General features: G+C 39.2%; 7 protein-coding genes. 1 reads left to right on the top strand and 6 read right to left on the bottom strand.

Annotation, left to right across the window (positions count from 1 at the left end):
• Window positions 1-23: 23 nt before the first annotated feature.
• Genes sov through ACOH2D_RS14130 form a run of 3 tightly spaced genes read right to left on the bottom strand, consistent with a single transcriptional unit; the run spans window position 24 to window position 10,182 of the window.
• Entirely contained in the window at window positions 24-7,232 is a 7,209-nt protein-coding gene (gene sov, locus ACOH2D_RS14140; protein WP_449535611.1) for a T9SS outer membrane translocon Sov/SprA, read from the bottom strand.
• Between the two features lie 7 nt (window positions 7,233-7,239).
• Complete coding sequence (gene ruvA, locus ACOH2D_RS14135; RefSeq protein ID WP_449535610.1) at window positions 7,240-7,821, bottom strand: Holliday junction branch migration protein RuvA; 582 nt, start codon at window positions 7,819-7,821, stop codon at window positions 7,240-7,242.
• A 45-nt stretch (window positions 7,822-7,866) separates the two neighbouring features.
• Window positions 7,867-10,182: an NADP-dependent malic enzyme gene (locus tag ACOH2D_RS14130; protein ID WP_449535609.1), complete on the bottom strand. Its 2,316-nt coding sequence runs from the start codon at window positions 10,180-10,182 to the stop codon at window positions 7,867-7,869.
• A 339-nt stretch (window positions 10,183-10,521) separates the two neighbouring features.
• Between ACOH2D_RS14130 and ACOH2D_RS14125 the strand changes: the two genes are divergently transcribed.
• Window positions 10,522-12,402, top strand: coding sequence for a hypothetical protein (locus ACOH2D_RS14125; RefSeq protein ID WP_449535608.1), 1,881 nt, complete (start codon window positions 10,522-10,524; stop codon window positions 12,400-12,402).
• A gap of 134 nt (window positions 12,403-12,536) precedes the next feature.
• Here ACOH2D_RS14125 and queG read toward each other — a convergent pair whose 3' ends face one another.
• The 3 genes from queG to ruvB form a co-directional block, all read right to left on the bottom strand.
• Window positions 12,537-13,472 (bottom strand): tRNA epoxyqueuosine(34) reductase QueG, encoded by a 936-nt coding sequence (gene queG, locus ACOH2D_RS14120; RefSeq protein ID WP_449535607.1) that lies wholly within the window; start codon window positions 13,470-13,472, stop codon window positions 12,537-12,539.
• Window positions 13,469-14,803, bottom strand: a complete 1,335-nt coding sequence (locus tag ACOH2D_RS14115; RefSeq protein WP_449535606.1) for a cytochrome P450 — start codon at window positions 14,801-14,803, stop codon at window positions 13,469-13,471. The genes queG and ACOH2D_RS14115 overlap by 4 nt, the downstream gene beginning before the upstream one ends.
• 231 nt (window positions 14,804-15,034) lie before the next feature.
• Window positions 15,035-16,060 carry a Holliday junction branch migration DNA helicase RuvB gene (gene ruvB, locus ACOH2D_RS14110; protein WP_449535605.1) on the bottom strand — a complete coding sequence of 342 codons (1,026 nt, stop codon included), beginning with the start codon at window positions 16,058-16,060 and terminating at the stop codon, window positions 15,035-15,037.
• Window positions 16,061-16,071 lie beyond the last annotated feature (11 nt).

Here is a 16,071-nt window from a genome sequence, read left to right as displayed (position 1 = left end):
TTTTTAAAATCCTTTAATCAAAATTAATTCCCGAAATTATAACGCAAGGTAATTCCTGATCGGATGGTTGTTTGCGGGAATGCCGTTGAGATGGCATATTCAGAAAATGTATAATCAAAATAGAAGATACCCGTTAAGTTTTTACTGAAGGCATAATCTGCCGAATATTTAACACCCCAAATAGTCTGCCCAGAGGTCACTTGATTGTCTTCCAAATCAAGATACCTGATGATGGTTTTGTTATCGCGTAACGAAATATCGGCCTTCATGTTTAAATCGGCCGTAATAACTTGTTGAGGGCCGGCCATTTTTGAACGGATCCTCACGTTCTTGATGCGGTAACCAAGTCCCACAATATATTCATTCCCTTTTATTTCGGTCAATAAATTATTGTCAAAGCTTAAGGAAAGGATTCTATCTTTTTTAACTTCAGCAAGAATTTTTACAGAACTCTTCATCTCAAAGTCCAATTTGACCAACGGACTGAATTGCTCTTCCAAGTTGATATTGCTGAAAAGGGTCTCATTTTTAAAATTTCCTCCTTGATCGAGCACTTCCGGATTGGATTTATCGTAATCCAAATTGGTTCGGAACTGATTGATGGTATAACCAGAGCGATAGCCATGCGTCACAGAGAAACGCTTAAACTTGTCCTTAAACCAGGTTAAACGCATCAAACCAGTGTATTTCAACGTCCAATTAGGAATTGGAATATCTCTAAAAGCACTTAAACTTACATGATCGGGATTTGAGCCTTGATAGGCGGATAAAAATGCTGGCAACAATACGGCTTGATTGTTTTTCCCAAACCCAACAGGAAAGCCTCCAGCATCTACTGGATAGGTATCACTTCCATAAAAATCACGTGCCAAACGTCTTGCCACCACCAATCGATTTGCTCTAAAGTCATCAAAGGCAGCCGATTGCGTCTCATCACTTGCACTAAACGCGGTTTTAATAAGTGACGTAGAAATATTAAAATTACCAAATGAATTTGTAATCAACGCGTTGTAGGTATCGCTCATGCCGTCGCCATTGGTGTCTAAGGCATTAAAGTTTTCACTGGTGTTTTCGGAATACATCCTACTGCCAATCAAATCAATTTTTAAATCTTTGATCACTTCAATATTTGCAGACACATCCAAAATTCGGTTGGTAACTTCGGTGTACTGCTGATTGAAATCGGGGTAAACGGTCAACCATCCATTTCTGGCCACCATATCCCTGATATCATTTTGGCTACCAAAAGTGTATCCAAATGTTGGCTTTAGCGTTCCTATAAATCCTGGAGTTTGTAAATACCCTGGCAGAAATGTGCCGTTGTTTTCACTGTAATTGATTTGCACACGCTTAACCATCGTAGCAATATCAACAAAGGTGTTGAACAACTTTGTGCCTACGGTTGATTCGTCGGTTACAGCTTGACCCGCTGTCCTGCTATCCGCTGCGTCTGCCTTGCCATCTTTTCTTTGAAGTCCTGCAGGTACGGCACTTCGTCCTTGAGTTCTATTTTGCTTATTATCTTTTCGGACTAAGCCTACATATTTGTAAAGCGTTTCCAGGTTAAACGTGGAATTGATATTATGGGTGTTCGCGTTTTGAATTGAATTTCCAAGATTATAATTGCGAAATGTCCCAGTGACTTCATTCTCGAACGGGAAATTAGTGTTCAAATCAGAGCCTTTTTGCCATTGGAAATCGCCCGTATAAGAATAGGTTGCTTTTAAGAAACTAAAGGTTGGAATCTTATATAACGGAATTTCGTAATTGAGTTGCAATTGCTGATTTTGGATATTAGGATCGCCCAAATCAAAAAAACCATTCCAAACATCAAGTGTAGGATCTTGTTTCCCGTTAATGATATCGTCAATAAAATAATTGCGGACAATATTGGTGTTATTAGCCGTGAAATTAAGATTCAGTGACTTTGAGATTTTGTAATTAATGGCATACTGAAAATCGAAACGATAGTTTCTTCTAAATAATTCTTCCAGCCCAATATTATTACCAGCCAGTTCAACCTCTCTAAATTTCTGCTTATTGAATTGACGTAAAATATCTGAATTGACGGTAAAACTGTTCGGCAATAAATTGAAATTAAAATCCTTTAGAATCTTAGCATATCTACTTTTAAAAATAGAATCATTTTTAGCGAACGGCTCAATCGTGATCGGATTGAAATTATGGGCATAATTAACCCCGGTTCTAATATTTTGATCCAACGCATTTTCAATTTCGAAATCCCGATGTTCTACTTTATTATAGGAATAATTAAAGGTCAGATTCTCCACATCATAAAAACGTGGTTTTTCATCGCCCGTCCGCTGTTTTCTAACGCCGATAAAATTGATACTTTTGCGCTTTGTATAATCTTCAGACTGCTCCAAAATCTGATCCTTTTCTGCTGAAGAACTTGCGGCACCCAATCTGGAGTCGAGTGTCAAGTCATTATAAAACTGATCATATTTAGGCGTGACCATCTCCTCGCTTTGCGCATAGTTGAACGGTACCTGGATGCCCCATTTTTTAGGCAGTAACTGGCCAACATTAATATTGGTCACCACATCGTATTGTTTGACATCTTCACGACTGCGCTCATTAGGACGTTGCTCGATACCACCAAAACCAACGGTACTTTGACGTCCTGTCGCACTGATATCGGCAAAATCGGCGATATTAGTATCCATGCTCAATATGGCAGCCCAACCGCCTTCATTATCCAAATCAGAAAGACGAAGCTCATTAAACCACACCTTCCCACATAAATTGGTCGCTGTGGTATTGTTTTTAACACCAACCATTAGCACCCTGATATCTCCAAAATTAGGATTTCCTTTTATGGACACGCGTGTTTGCCCCACCTCAAAATTATCTCCTGCTTGTACAAGTTCTGGCCCCGAAGAGGTGACGTTATAGTAGGTCGGATTTTGATTGGACAAAGAACCATCACTAATCCCTAAGGCTTTGATTTTTTGTAATACATCCAAATTCAGGTTAATTTCGTTTTCAGAAGGCCATACTTGATCTCTTCCTGCTCCTGCAACCACGTTTAATGGCACTTGAATCTCATAGAAATTTTGGGTAAAATCATTCCCCATTCGGATAAAACCAACCATTTCACCAGGATATAAAGTACGTCCTTCCAAACCTTCAGCGTGCATGAACATTTTCAGTTTTTTATACTGACGCATGTCCACACTAATATTTTTATAAACTCCACGAGAGTCGTCTCCTACCAATTCACAAACCTCAATTACTAAAGATTGTTCGTTTTGTCTGATGATATTATTGTTATTATTTAATTGCTCCAACTCAACCCCAGGAGGCAATACATAATTCCCTTCATTTTCTTGTAGACCTATGACCCCAACACTAAAGGAAGCATCCGCACTGTTGTTGTTTGGATTGCTGTCCAAATCCATGGTGTAACGTCTCCAGTCACTTCTTACCAAATCTAATGTGGCAAAACGCATGACGGTGGTTTGTGTAAAATCTTTAAGATACATTCTTGCAAAACGTATGGACCGGATATCGGAGATTCCACCAATGGCCCGTGTGGCATTGTCAATTGGAATTCTAAATTGGTACCATTTCACATCTCTATTATCGCCGTTTGGCAACGTGATATTCCGGCTCTTTACATCATTAATAAGGATGTTGTTTGGATTATCCAGACTCGCACGGGTGATTTCAATTTCATATTCAAAATAACTATCAATGGTATTCATTGTGTTATCTCTGTTGATATCCTCTACATCAGGTTGCGTTGTTGAACCTCTATTGGTTTCAGAAAAGACATCTGGCGAATTTCCTTCTGAACCATTATACATTTTATAGCGCTCAAAAATATCGCCTTCTGCCTGAAGAAAATATTTATAGTTATCATTGGATGGATCAGGGCCAAATTGCGAACCGAATTTCGCTATCTCCTGAGCATCATTATAGCCATCATAGCCCACATCTTGATTGGCACGATCGTTTCCGGTACTTGAAAAGGCATAAATTAAAGATTGATTTCGTGGCACGACGGTTCCATATTCAGTCACTTGCAATCCGCTCACATCTCCATTGTCGGGAAGACCGTTTTCATATTGTTTTTTACCATCCTTAATAATATCTTCTGAAATATTACCTAGGTTTAAAAGCAGTTTTCCTCCCGGATTTGACGGATTATCCAAAAACGGATCTTGAACCCAAAACTCAATGTATTCAACGTTGGCCTGTTCAAAATCGGTACTGGTAATGGCTCGGGTAATTCCCGCCCAACTATCTTGCGGTCGGGTCAGTGCATTTGGATAATCAATATTCTGGGTTTGAAAATTATAAGGCCCTCTTTCAGTTGGGTAATAAGCCAAATCCAAAGTTGGAATGATGGTAGTCTGACCTTGAACCAAATCTCTTTGTGGGAATATTTCATCTATAAAAACACGTCTGGTATAAAGGTTGGACAAATCATTTTCTGTTATTCCCTTTGGCCGTTGGTTACTGTAAAAAATAGGGTCAATCGTGTACCAATTCAGATGCGCTCTATTGAAACCGTTCTGCACACCAATTTGATCTTCATTCGCACCAATGCCCAATCCTTTAGGACGACTGGATAAAAACCAAGACTGTGGAGATAATAAATCGATACTGCCTTGCGAACCTTCAAAATCGTCCACATAAGCCGTCGCCTCTCCCTGAAAATCGGTGCCTTTTGGAGCACCAGGAAGTAGGTATGCAAATTCTCCTCTTACCGAAAGGTTTGAGGCTACATCGGTATCAATGTTGGGTAACTTATTTGCCAATCGCGTTAAGAATGGCACTTCCGTAGAATAGTTACCATTAAATCCGAAGATGGTATTATTGATCGATTCGGTATTATAATTGGCTTTCTGGGTGATGGGACGCTCATTCAAATTTAACAAAGTACCGCCCAACACAAAGTTTTCACTGAATTGGTGCTCCACATTCAAACCCGTAAACCGTTTGGTCTGTTGCCCAAAAACTGCATTATTTTCAACCGACACATTAATCGGTGTGTTGGAAGCTTTTAAAGCCTGATCCACAATTTCAACACGGCCCAATTGATAGTTCACGGTATAATCGACACCTTCCACCAGCACTCGTCCACCAGCGGTCACTTTTACAGAACCTCTTGGCACGTTAAAGGCACCAATGGCAATACCTTCGCCACCTGAAGATTTATAACGTCCTTTTAATTGGAATTTATTTTTATCAGATTGCTGCAAGGCTGCAGTTTTAGTACCCTTGTACAGGATATCATATACATATTTTTCCTGATTCGGGTTGGCATAGATATCATCATTATAATCTGAAGGATACGCAGGGTCTGCTAAAACATCAAATAGATACTTTCCAAAAGGCTCCACTTTGGTAAAAATGATCTTACCATTTTGGGTCAAAACCGTGATCCCTGGAACGAAGTCAAAAAATCCATCACCATTTTGCTGCGGATCATTGTTATAGTTCAATTGATCCAAATGGAACAGTCGAATTAATGGCGTTTCAGTGATCGGTGTATCATCAGATGGATCTGGTGTATTATTATCAAACAGTGGAAAAGTGGTTCCTGCCACTGGCTTAATGTAGTTTAACGGCGACGCTTCCGTGTAAAAAATATTCAATCTGAAATCTTCCTGACTTAATTGATAGGCGCCAGAATCATAAATATTTTTCATCATCAAATCCCAAACAGGCTGATTCACGTTAGTGATCGTACTTTTCAGCATCTTTAAGATAAGGTTATTATTGTTGATGACGGTATTGCCCGAAACCGGATCGGTTGAAGATCCTGTAGCCTCAACACCATCATTGGCAAACTCCCCTACTTGATAGACATTGCTTCCAATGGTATATTGAAAGGCAACGGCCAACACTTCATCATTTTGCAAACGCTGATTCAATGAAATATACCCCAATTGCGTTTGAAGGGTATAATCATAGCCTTCCGTCAATTTTCGGGCATTTTCCAATTTCCCAAAGTCAAAACCTTCATTTGCAGGAATATTAATACCTTGGTTTATTCGCGTAATATCCCTGACCGCGCTGTTTAAATTGGAACCTGCGCCACCGATATTGGTCGGGTCAAAACCATTATTTTTATTATTGGGAAGTGGTCCAGGCAATAAAATATTAACCGCAGAGCCTACACGTTGTGATTCCCCAAGGTCTTGGAAAGCGACAATATTACGAACGTTATCCGTTTGGTTACTTCTATTGGTGACCCAAACTTCAATACGTGTAATTTGTACGTTACTGTTGATATATGGATAACGTTGAAGAGCTACATCATAACGATCCCTAAAGTATTGAGCGAGGAAAAAATGCCGATTTTCGTCATAATCTCTTGCAAAAAACGAAAACTCCTCAAGCGTACCGCCACCTTGCGCTATCACTGAGCGTGATTGGGATTTTTGTTCAGAGAAAACAGCGGTTACTTTAGTTTTTCCAAACTGCAACTCGGTTTTAACACCAAACAAACTTTGCGCACCGGTAATTAAAGAGCTATTGAGTGGCATACTCACGTTACCCACTTCAATTTTTCTGACGATATCATCTTCGGTTGGCGTGTATTCCAACTTAATTAAATTTTGAAAATCGAAGGTAGATTGCGTGTCGTAATTGGCTGTTACTTGAAGTCGTGTCCCCACTTTTCCCAATAAACTCAAACTGATCCGTTGATCAAAATCAAATGTAAAATTACTTCGGTTGCGTGGCGAAAATGACGGATTGTCCTGTTTGGTAAACAAGATCCCTAAATCCATTTCTACCGAACCTTGCGGAATGACCTCAATGGTGTTGCCACCAAAGATGGTTTCAAAAAACCCGGAGTTGACATAAAACTCAGGAAGTAAGTTTTTTTGCTGATCTTCAGTCCCTGCTTTTTTACCTTCGGCAGCGTCAACCTTTTGTTTATAATAGGTTTTTAGATTTTCATCCAACACCATCTTTTGATACTCTTTTGGAGTTAGAATCAGTGGATAATTAATATTGAACCGCCCAACCGTTTCTGTATAAATATACCGATCGGTTTTGGGATCATAAGTGTATTTTGAAACGATACTATTTGGATTCGGCATTTTGATCGTGCCAAATGCATACCCAGTTTTAGTCGAATCTTGATCGACTGGAACCACTTGAGAAAACCCAAAATAACCTACAAACAAGACCACACCTATGAGCCATAAACGTTTTACTGATAATGATAAGCTAGGTTTCGTTGTACTCAAAATCCGTTTATAAGTTTTTTAACGCTTGTTTTATGATGACTTCCACGCTTGCATCTGGCTGACTTGCCACCACTTTATCCACTACCCGCTCAGCTTGTTTTCGTGCAAATCCGAGAACTTCTAAAGCAGATAACGCTTCATCTTTATTAGTATTGTTTTTAACGGTAGAAAGTTCATCCAAATCATACACCTTTAACACCTTATCCTTCAAATCCAAAATCACACGGGCTGCCGTTTTAGCGCCAATGCCTTTGATGGATTGAATCAATGCCGCATCACCAAGCGCGATGCCTTCTCTAACCTGTTTTGGCGTTAAAGAGGACAGCATGGTCCGTGCAATACTCGGACCGACACCACTTACGGAGATCAACAACTTGAAAATCTCACGCTCCGCGATGGATGAAAAACCAAACAAAGAATGGGAATCTTCCTTAACCTGCAAATAGGTATATAGCTTAAGATAGTCGCCCTCTGGAATTTGAGAATAGGTGTGCAATGAGATATTGAGGAGATAGCCGACACCATTGCAATCTATTACAACATCAGTTAAATTTTTTTCAACAAGTTTCCCTTGGATATGTGTAATCATGTAATGGCTTTAGTTAAATACTCAAATGTAACAAAATTATTCTCATTATAAAGCTGATTCCTTTTCCAAGGCCGCTTTGATTTCCTGTTCTTTTTTCTCCTTATGTTGGGCATCAATAACAGCAATAGCGGTCATATTGACAATTTCATCCACACTAGCATCCAACTGCAAAATGTGCACTGGCTTGCGCATACCCATCATGATTGGCCCGATAGATTCTGCCTTATTGAGTTCCTTTAAAAGTTTATACGTGATGTTTGCCGAATCTAAATTTGGAAAAATAAGCGTATTGACTCTTTTGCCTACCAATTTTGAAAATGGAAAGTTCTCTTCAAGCATTTCTTGATTGAGTGCAAAGTCTGTTTGCAATTCCCCGTCCACTAATAAATTTGGGCTGGTCTCGTGCAAAATTTTAACGGCGTCTCTTACTTTTGTTGCTTTCGGACTCGTTGAAGAGCCAAAGTTTGCAAAAGAAATCATGGCCATGACGGGCTCCATACCAAACATCCTTACCATTCTTGCAGTCATTTGCGCAATGGTCGCCAAATGTTCTGCAGGCGGATCAATGTTGATAGAGGTGTCACTCAAAAACATAGGTCCACGTCGCGTCATCATCAGGTTGGTGGTGGCGATACGAGTGGCGCCTTTAGCCAATCCAATAAGCTCCAACATCGGTTTAACCACCGATGGATAACTGCGCGAAAAACCTGAAATTAAAGCATCAGCATCGCCTTCATTAACCATCATGGCTGCAAAGTAATTGCGCTCTCTCATCAACTTTTGAGCGGAGTAAAGTGTGACGCCCTTACGTTTGCGTTGCGACCAATACACTTCCGCATATCTATTGCGACGCGCATCTTCTGAATCATTTTTAGGATCAATGATTTCAATATTTGCATCAAATTCAATTTCAGCCATCAAGCTCAAAATGGTTTCTCTTCTTCCTAATAAAATAGGAATGGCGATGCCTTCATCATAAGCAATCTGTGCAGCTTTTACCACGTCAAGATGATCTGCTTCAGCATATATGACCCGTTTCGGATCCATTTTAGCGCGGTTGGTTAGGAGGCGGATGATTTTATTGTCTGAACCTAAACGTTCCAATAAACTATCGCGGTATTTGTCCCAATCGGTAATTGATTCTTTGGCAACCCCACTATCCATAGCTGCCTTTGCAACTGCCGGTGGCACTTCTGAAATTAATCGTGGATCAAAAGGTTTTGGAATGATATACTCTTTTCCAAAAGTTAATCTGGTTTCGCCATAAGCAATATTTACTTGTTCTGGAACATGTTGTTTCGCCAAATCGGCAAGGGCTTTAACAGCGGCCATCTTCATGGCTTCGTTGATTTTAGTTGCCCTAACATCTAAAGCGCCCCTAAAAATATAAGGGAATCCTAGCACGTTATTTACCTGGTTAGGATGGTCCGATCGTCCGGTAGCCATAATCACGTCTTTACGGGTATCGATGGCTAATTGGTAGTCAATTTCAGGATCTGGATTGGCTAAGGCAAAAACAATAGGATTGTCGGCCATAGACAATAACATTTCAGGAGAAACAATATTTGAAGTGGATAAACCAATAAAAACATCGGCGTTTGCCATGGCATCTTCTAACGAATCGATTTCACGATGGGTAGCAAATTCAGCTTTTTCGGCCGACAAATTTTCTCTGCTCTGTCTGATCACACCTTTACTATCGCACATCACGATGTTCTCACGTTTGGCACCAAAAGCTTGGTACAAACGTGTACATGAAATGGCCGCAGCGCCTGCGCCACTGATCACAATTTGAGTGTCCTCAATTTTTTTACCCGCAATCTCCAAGGCATTCAATAACGCTGCCGCAGATATGATCGCGGTTCCATGTTGGTCATCGTGCATGACCGGTATGTCCAATTCTTCCTTTAAGCGTCGTTCAATTTCGAAAGCTTCTGGTGCTTTGATATCCTCAAGATTAATTCCCCCAAAAGTTGGCGAAATCATTTTGACGGTTTGAATGAATTCCTCTACATTTTCAGTCCCGATTTCAATATCAAAAACATCTATATCTGCAAAAATCTTAAAAAGTAAACCTTTTCCTTCCATTACAGGTTTTGACGCTTCAGGACCAATATTACCTAATCCTAAAACTGCAGTACCATTTGTAATTACGGCTACCAAATTACCTTTGGCTGTATATTTATAAACATTATTGACATCTTTGGCAATTTCTAAACACGGTTCTGCCACGCCTGGGGAATAGGCCAATGACAAATCGCGTTGTGTCGCGTATTTTTTAGTAGGAACCACCTGAATTTTTCCAGGGGTAGGTTTTGCGTGATATACTAATGCCTCTCTACGTTTGCTCTGCTTGCTCATAATAATTTAAAATTTTGCTAAGGAACAAATATAAGCGTTTTATAAGTAAAGAAAACTGAGATAAGTTGGTTTTAAAACAAATTAACGTGGCGGCAATATTTTAGGACAATAAGTCAATTCTGTGTCGTCCTATTTCCCCTCAATTCTTAATATCAAATCGATAAATCCAACACTAAAAAATGGAATCCTCAATTAGGAATACATCTCATGAAAAGTCCAACTATTGCTTTGGAAAATAAATGTCAAGATTCAAACTGCATTACACTATTAATTTATGGATTTAAGCTAACCAATTGAATTATATTTGTCTGTCATTCTTTTTAGAACCTCGCTATACTAATGTCTTTAAAAACCTTCTTTTTAATCCTTCTCTTTTTATTTTGTCAAGGTTTGCTTGTTGCGCAGGTAACCAAAACGGACAAGGATTCGACTGAAATTTATAAGAAAATTGAAGAGTATTCCAAAAAAAGAAAATTCACTAAAACAATCTATAAGCTCGTTTTCAGATCGACTGCTAAAAAACCCACAAACGACTCAAAAAACATTCGGAAGCAAAATCTTACGCCATTTGAAGGTAAAATCATCAGACACATCACGATACAAAGTCATGATCCTTTTGGATTTTCATTCACCGATAGCACGCAAACAGCTAACAGTTGGGTTGAAAAAACAGGCAACTTTATACATATCAAAACGAAAAATTTTGCCATAAAAAATATTTTACTCATTAAAGAAAACACACCTTTAGATACGTTTTTATTAAATGAGACGGAACGTTTAATACGCTCACAGAATTTTATACGACGCGTTCAGGTTACCGCTAAAGACGCCGATACCTCTAAAGACTCAGTGGACTTACATATTGAGGTTTTGGACACTTGGACCATAATCCCAAACGGAAGTATTTCCACTTCAAAAACAAAATTAACCTTGAAGAATTCGAATTTTCTCGGTTTTGGACATGAATTCAATAACAGCGTGATCAAAAGTTTAAAGGACAAGAATTATGGCTACGGCTATGACATGAAATACACAGTTCCAAATATTAGAAACACCTTTATCAAAACCACCGTCGCCTATAAAAATGACTTGGATGGCTATTACAATAAAGTCCTTAATATTGAACGGCATTTCTATTCGCCATTAACCCGATGGGCTGGCGGCATTTATCTGGATGAACAATTTAGAAAAGATTCTTTGCAGAATGCACTATCTGAATCCAGTTTACAAAACTTCAAATATTTAACCCAAGACTTTTGGGGTGGCCATGCCTTTAAAATTTTTGATGGTAATTCAGAAAAAGAACGCTCCACCAGCCTTATTACCAGTGCACGATATTTGCACGTAGGCTATAGTGAACGCCCTACTCGCGCTTATGACAGTATTGGTTATTTTGCAAACGAATCGTTTTATTTAGGAAGTATTGGCATTGCATCACGACAGTTCGTCAAGGACGACTATGTTTTTAGGGATGGGACTATTGAAGATGTTCCCGTTGGGACTATTTACGCCGTGACCGGTGGTTATCAAAGAAAAAATCAACACAACCGCATGTATGTTGGCGTGAAGGCATCTCACGGTAATTATTTTAATTGGGGTTATTTGAGTACCAATTTTGAAATTGGAACTTTCGTGGACCAGAGTCATTTAGAACAAACCACCATATCCTTACAAGCGAATTACTTTACAAGACTCATTTCATTAAGCGGCCATTGGAAAATGCGTCAATTTGTAAAACCACAAATACTGATTGGCACCAAACGATTGGCATCTCCTGGCGATCGCATTACCATTGATCAAAACAACCGATTTAAAGGGGTTTACGACAATTACTATGATCTTAAAAATGGCGCAGGTATTCCAGGGTTTGATAGTGAATTGATGGGTACAAAAAAATATGTATTGGCGTTACAGACACAGTTTTATTCTCCATGGGATGTAATGGGCTTTCGAATAAATCCGTATGTGAATTTAAGCGCAGCCATGCTGGGCGAGGAAGGTTCTTCGTTACTAAACAACAAACTATATTCATCTATCGGCATCGGCGTTATTATTAGGAATGATTATTTGACCTTTAGTTCCTTTCAACTGTCGTTTTCATTCTATCCCAAAATCCCAGGTCATGGCGATAATGTTTTTAAAACCAATGCTTTTGAAACTAAGGATTTTGGCTTTCCAAATTTTGAACTGGGTAAACCTAAACCGGTTTGGTATAATTAGGCATTGGGCATGAGGAATTAGGGATTAGGTGGCAATCGGTTTTAAGTATTGGCTATCGTACTTTATTTTTTGAATAGCTCTGGAATCGTCATGTAGGTATTAAATAGATTGCTCTTATAAAAGAAAAATTCTCTTTAAGACTCCTGGCTCCTCAGGAATTCGATATTTCGTTTTAAGCCCTCGAACTTTGTGCGTTTAACCGCTGATTTCTTAAAGAGTTTTTGAAACACATCTTCAGTAATCTCTTCCCAATCCTTTTTGGTCATAGATAATAATTCAGGATGTGGATTGAATAAGGGTTCACTATGTGCTTTTGAAAAGCGGTTCCAAGGACATACATCCTGACAGATATCACAGCCAAACATCCAATCCTCAAATTTCCCTTTGAAGTCGGTGGGGATTTTATCTTTTAGTTCGATGGTAAAATAGGAAATACACTTGCTGCCATCTACCACATATGGTTCAGTAATGGCTTGCGTTGGACAGGCATCGATGCATTTGGTACAGGTGCCGCAATGATCGGTGGTTGCATGATCATATTCCAAGTCCAAATCAATTATCAACTCCGCAACAAAATGAAACGAACCTCTTTGTTGGCTTAACAACAAGGTATGTTTTCCTACCCATCCCAATCCGGATTTGGCGGCCCAAGCCTTGTCCAAAACCGGTGCTGAATCTACAAAAGCACGCCCACTGACCTCGCCGATTTCCTCTTGGATAAAGTTTAATAGCTCTTTAAGCTTGTCTTTGATCACAAAATGATAATCGGTGCCGTAAGCATACTTAGAAATCTTATAGGTATCTTGAATTTGAGTTTCCTTTGGATAATAATTCAGTAATAATGAAATGACACTTTTAGAATCTTCAACAAGTTTGGTTGGATCTAAACGTTTGTCAAAATGGTTTTCCATGTATTGCATATCGCCATTCATGTTGTTCTTTAACCATTTTTCAAGTCGGGGTGCTTCTTCTTCTAAAAATTGTGCTTTGCTAATTCCACAGGAGATAAAGCCGAGGCGTTTGGCTTCAGCTTTTATGAGTTGGCTGTATTTGGATCTGTTTTCTATCACTTAATTCGTTCTTCAAATCTTAAAAAAGCATTCTTAGGCTTCAAAGTAATCAAAGGAGTCATCTCTATAGTTTCAAATTCTTGAAATATCTTATAGGTTTTAACCAATTCGGTCACGGCAATAATCATTTCAAACATAGCAAAATTATTACCGATACATTTCCTTGGGCCTGCACCAAAAGGAAAATATTGTGATGAAAATTTACGGCCACCATCTTCAAAACGTTCTGGTAAAAACTCATTCGGTCGTTGCCAAAGTTCAGGATGACGGTGGATTTCATAGATGGAAAACAACAATTTTGAATCTTTCTTAAAAATAAAATTGTTAAATTCATCCTCTTCTACATTCACGCGATCCATAAAATATACTGGTGGATACAAACGCATTCCTTCCTCAATGACCTGCTGGCAAACTTTTGAAGTCGTGACCACGAGCATCAAATCCTCAGGATTATCGTTTCGTTTAATTTCCTTATAAATTTCGTCTTGCCATTCCGGATGTTGCGCTAACAGCTGAAAAATAAAAGTCAATGCATTGGAGGTGGTTTCATGACCCGCCGTAAAGAGAATAAAGATTTCGTCAATAAGCTGTTCTTCATCCATTGCAATGCCATCGTCATAGCGTGCTTCCAAAAGCATGTCCAACAAATCGTCATGTCTTTCTTTGGATTCGCGTCTTGTATTGACAATATTTTTAAGAATTTGTCGAGCTTCCCGGGTTAGCACCAAATGTTTTTCAATAATGCCACTGGCTTTGAACCACCAGCCTAGATAAGGTTGACGTAGTTCTTTGACCAACATTTTCTGGGCTGCCTCCGTGATAAATTGCAATCTGCTAATATCTTCAGCGCTTGCCGCACTACTGAACAGAGACTTTACAACGGTCTGAAAAGCCAAGTCATTAAACACAGGAAACACATCCATCGCTTTACCGACTTCAATACCTTTATATTCCAACAGAATCGCCTCACGTATTTTATCCAAAAGATTCGCCAATTGCTTTTTGTGAAATGCAGGCTGTATCAATTGGCGTTGTTTTTTCCACAAATCCCCTTCAGCTGTCAATAAGCCCTTCCCAACATATTTGACCAAATCTTCAGTTTGAATTTTAGATTTGGTATAATTCTTAGGGTTCTTTTGAAGCACATATTCGATGAAAGCGGCATCTCGAGAGAAAACGATCTCGCTAGAAAAACCGATCCTTAATTTAAACGTGTCGCCCTTAGCTATAAAATTTTCGTGATGGAACGGCAGCGGATTTTTCAGAATCTCCAAAGAATGCTTTAGAAAACGAACTAAAGGAACTGAAGGGATTTCTTTTTTGGTGATCATTTACTTAGAAACAAATTTCATTGCTGGTTATAGAACGCTGATGACGCTGATTTGGCAGATTTGCACTGATTTGAGTAGTCAAAAACCACAAAAACTACATATACTATAAAATTAGAGTTTTGTGCTTAACTTATCAAAATTTGTGATATTTAAACGTTAAGATCACAAAAAATATTGAGCTCCGAATTTTCTCATAATACAAATTCACAAAGCCCAATACTCCTCAGAAATTTATGAAAACAATCCGCCTTGAGTTGCACCTTTTATTTTGCCGAGGTGTTTATAGGCTAACTCGGTTACTTCCCTTCCACGCGGCGTTCGCATAATAAAACCTTGTTGTATTAAAAACGGTTCATACACTTCTTCAATGGTCTCTGCACTTTCACTAACAGCAGTGGCCAGTGTGGAAATACCAACTGGGCCACCTTTAAACTTATCGATGATGGTGGTCAAAATTTTGTTGTCCATTTCATCAAGACCATGCGCATCGACATTCAATGCTTTTAATGCGAATTTAGCAATAGCAATGTCAATACTTCCATTTCCTTTTATCTGAGCAAAATCACGAACGCGACGCAAGAGCGCATTCGAAATACGAGGTGTTCCTCTACTTCGTCCTGCGATTTCAATAGCAGCTTCCATAGTAATAGGAACATTTAAAATGGAGGCACTACGTTGGGTAATGGTTGACAACAATTCGGTATTGTAATACTGTAAACGACTTTGAATTCCGAAACGAGCACGCATTGGCGCGGTCAATAATCCCGAACGGGTGGTTGCACCAATTAACGTGAATGGATTTAAGTTGATTTGCACGGTTCTGGCGTTTGGGCCAGATTCGATCATGATATCGATTTTATAATCCTCCATGGCAGAATACAGATATTCTTCCACGATTGGGCTCAGTCGGTGAATTTCATCAATAAACAACACATCACGTTCATCCAGATTGGTCAAAAGACCCGCGAGGTCTCCTGGTTTATCCAAAACAGGCCCTGAGGTCACTTTGATGCCGACGCCCAATTCGCTCGCTAAAATGTGGGCTAAAGTCGTTTTACCAAGTCCTGGAGGTCCGTGAAACAAGGTGTGATCCAAGGCTTCGTTTCTTTGGTTAGCAGCTTCTACGAAAATCTTAAGATTCTCCAAAACCTGTTCCTGACCTGTAAAATCATCAAAAGATAGGGGTCTCAGTTTTTTCTCGACATCAAATTCTTCCGGAGAAAAATTTTCGTTGGATGGGTTTAGGTTATCGTTCATCTTTAGTTCCC

It is taken from the genome of Gelidibacter sp. (assembly GCF_053579655.1).
The sequence above is the reverse complement of the archived record's forward strand: the minus strand, read 5'-3'. Positions and strand labels throughout refer to the sequence as shown.